Here is a 3,125-nt window from a genome sequence, read left to right on the forward strand (position 1 = left end):
GCGACGACGAACCCTGAAAGCCCGGCTCAGGAACGCCAGGTGACGGACGGCGGTGATCCTCGAAACACCGCCCAGAACGGCCAGACGATTTTCGGAGGCGTGACTCAGGGGCGGGTGGGGAGGCGGCCGGACTCGATGAAGTCGAGTACGCGGGCCGCGCCGCCGAGGGCCGCCGCGCCGTACCCGAGGGTGGAGGCCACGATCCGGCAGCCGCCGGCGTCCGGGGCGATCGTGCGGACGCGCGCCTCGGCCTCGGCCGCGGGGATCAGCCAGGGCGCGAGCGGCACGTAGTGACCGCCCAGCACCACGGCCTGCGGATTGAGCAGGTTGGCCAGGATCGCCACGCCCTTGCCCAGGCTGCCGCCGATGTCGGCGAGCACCGCGAGGGTGGCCCGGTCGCCCGCCCGGGCCAGGCGTACCACCTCGTCGATCTCCGGCGCCACCACGGCCGGGGAGACCGCGGGGCCGCCCTCGGAGAACCGGCCGAACACCGCGCCGATCCCGGCGACGGCCTCCAGGCAGCCGAGCCGCCCGCAGCCGCACCGGGGCCCCGCGGGATCGACCTGCACGTGGCCGAGTTCGCCGCTGAACCCCTGGCCGCCGCGCAGCAGCCGGCCGTCCACGATCACCCCCGCGCCGACGCCGACCTCGCCGGTGAGGTAGACCAGGTTGCCCGCGCCGCCGTAGGGGCCGAAGCGGTGCTCGGCCAGCGCGCCGAGATTGGCGTCGTTGTCCACCTGGATGGGGAACTCCGGGTCGCGCAGCGCCGCCGCGAGGTCGTGCGCCAGGTCCACGTCATGCCAGTCCAGGTTGGGCGCGAAGCGCACCCTGCCCTCCACGCCCACGAGCCCGGGAACGGCCACGACCAGCCCGAGGACCCGCCGCTCCTCCCTGACCATCCGGTTGACCGTACGGCGGGCCAGCGCCGCCACCGCGGCCACCGCCTGGGTCGCCGACGCGCCGATACCGGGAAAGGACTTGCGTAAGGTCAGCACCTGACGTCCGGACAGGTCGACCGCCACCACGGTCAGGCCGTCGACGTTCACCTCGATCCCGGCCGCCGCGTACGGCGAGCCGTCCAGCACGAGCATCGTCGCCGGGCGGCCGACGCGGTTCTCGGTGAGCCCGGTCTCGCGTACCAGCCGCCGCTCGATCAGATCGGCCACCAGGCTGGAGACGGTCGCCTTGTTCAGCCCGGTCGAGGCGGCGATGTCGGCCCGTGAGCACGGCGCGTTCTCCCGCACGAACCTCAAGACCACCGCGAGGTTGGTCGCCCGGACGTCGGTGAAGTCAGCGGGCCGCGGGCCCGTCGTAGAAGTGATCAAGGTGAGCCTCGTTCCCGCTCGCGCCAGGCTGCGCCCATCATGCCGCATCCCCCGCCCCAGTGACATGCCGACGGTCCTGTACCGAACCACCCAAGTTTCACGAAATCCACAAGATCGGCGATGGTCCTCCAGACGGCGTGAAAGTGAATCGCGGGATCGGGAGAGTAAGGAGTGTCCGACGTTCCCGCATCGCGAAAGGCTGTACATGACGGGGAGATCTACCCGGTGGAGCCCGGCGTGACCGCGATCTCGTGGGCGAGCCCGTCCGCGGGCGGGGAGACGGCGGTGCGCCCGCTGGCCGACGCCGAGCGGTTCGCCGAGGTCTTCGACGCCTTTTTCGCGGAGATCCACCGCTACGCCGCCCAGCGGCTAGGCCCGGACAGCGCGGAAGACGTCGTGGCCGAGACGTTCCCGGTGGCGTTCCGCAAGCGGGCCTCCTACGATCCGGCGCGGGCGACGGTCCGGTCCTGGCTGTACGGGCATCGCCACGAACCTGATCGGCAGGCAGCGGCGGCTGGAGGTGCGGACACTGCGGGCGCTGGCCCGGCACGGCGTCGATCCGGACGCGCCGGGGCACGAGGACCGGGTCGCGGTGCAGGTGAGCGCGCAGAGCCTGCGGCCCAGCCTGGCGGCGGCGGTCGCGGCGCTCGACCGGCGCGACCGCGACGTGCTGTTGCTCGTCGCGCTCGCCGGGCTGAGCCACGAGGAGGTCGCGGCGGCGCTCGGCATCCCCTACGGCACGGTCGGCTCCCGGCTGAGCCGGGCCAGGCGCAAGCTTGCGCGGCTCGCTGGGCGGCGCCAATCCGATGCTCGTCACGGAGGCCGAGCATGGGTGAGCTGCATGAGGACCTGCCAGAGCTGCGCGAGTTGCGGGAGCTGTGCGGCGAGCCGCCGTCACCCCACCCTTCCACCGTCGCCCGGGTACGCGCGAGGCTGGAGAACGAGCGCCGCCGCCGCGCCCGGCTGCCCTGGATGCCGGCCGCCGTCATCGCGGTGGCCGTCGTGGTGGGCACCGCGCTGCCCGCGCCCACCGCCACCTTGGCCGGGCGGTCGGTACTGTTGGCCGCCGCGACCGCCGCCGTTCCGGGCGAGCCCGCGGGGGCCTACTGGCATGTCAGCAGGCTCCGCAGCGAGATCCGGCAGGTCGCAGGCCACCAAATCGTGACCGAGCGGCTGAGCGAGCAGTGGGCCACCGAGGACGGTCGCCACTGGCAGGGCGATCGTGACCTCGGCACCCGCCCCCGGTCTCCCGCCCGGCCATGAGGACCATCTCGGCGTCACCTACCAGGCGGGCGGGCACGACGTACTGGTCGAGGCGGGGTTCGACTCCTACGAGCGGACCGAGTTCAGGCGCTGGACCCTCTCCCCCGAGGCGCACAACGTGCCTATCGTGCAGGAGGCCGAGTTCAGGCCGGGCACGGCGACCTCGCTGGACGCCTCCGCCATCGGGCCGTCCAGGCAGTGCTACCGGCTCTCCGACCAGGCGTACGGCGTGCGGCGCACCCGCGCGGTACTGGTCCACCACGGCCCGGCCCTGATGGCGGTGCTCGACGAGGCGCCCGCCGGCCGGACGCTGCGCAACCTGTGGCACTTCGCCCCCGCCGCCACCGGCGAGGGCCGGGTGACGCTCGCCGCGGGTGACCGGCGCGTCACCCTCCTCCAGCTCCGGCCGCCGGACCACGCGCCCGTCCCGGGCCAGTCCGTACGGCAGGGCACGGTCTGCACCGGCTACCTGCGCAGAGCGGATTCGGTGACCGTGGTCTCGCCCGCCGCCTCCCGCCTGCTGACCCTGATCGTGCC

Annotated in this window: 3 protein-coding genes and 1 pseudogene; 3 read left to right on the top strand and 1 reads right to left on the bottom strand. The window is 73.7% G+C overall.

All coding sequences use genetic code 11. From position 1 onward, the window contains the following. Positions 1 to 104 precede the first annotated feature (104 nt). Positions 105 to 1,325, bottom strand: a complete 1,221-nt coding sequence (locus C1I98_RS37070) for an ROK family transcriptional regulator (RefSeq protein ID WP_199537503.1) — start codon at positions 1,323 to 1,325, stop codon at positions 105 to 107. Between the two features lie 520 nt (positions 1,326 to 1,845). On the opposite strand from C1I98_RS37070, the pseudogene C1I98_RS44720 reads away from it, so the two are divergent. The 3 genes and pseudogenes from C1I98_RS44720 to C1I98_RS37080 form a co-directional block, all read left to right on the top strand. Beyond that, a pseudogene (locus tag C1I98_RS44720) lies at positions 1,846 to 2,049 on the top strand (sigma factor-like helix-turn-helix DNA-binding protein); the annotation flags it as partial. Positions 2,050 to 2,153: 104 nt separating this feature from the next. Continuing rightward, a complete protein-coding gene (locus C1I98_RS44725; protein WP_233508510.1) occupies positions 2,154 to 2,588 on the top strand; it encodes a hypothetical protein in 435 nt (144 codons plus the stop codon). Then, positions 2,548 to 3,125: heparinase II/III domain-containing protein (locus tag C1I98_RS37080; protein ID WP_233508509.1), on the top strand; the 578-nt coding region annotated here is incomplete at its 3' end. The genes C1I98_RS44725 and C1I98_RS37080, both read left to right, overlap by 41 nt.

It is taken from the genome of Spongiactinospora gelatinilytica (assembly GCF_003236385.1).
Lineage (GTDB): Bacteria > Actinomycetota > Actinomycetes > Streptosporangiales > Streptosporangiaceae > Spongiactinospora > Spongiactinospora gelatinilytica.

Bases quoted from the DNA above. Each gene is read 5' to 3' on its own strand.
- C1I98_RS44725 (WP_233508510.1), top strand. From the start codon at position 2,154: ATGGGTGAGCTGCATGAGGACCTGCCAGAGCTGCGCGAGTTGCGGGAG.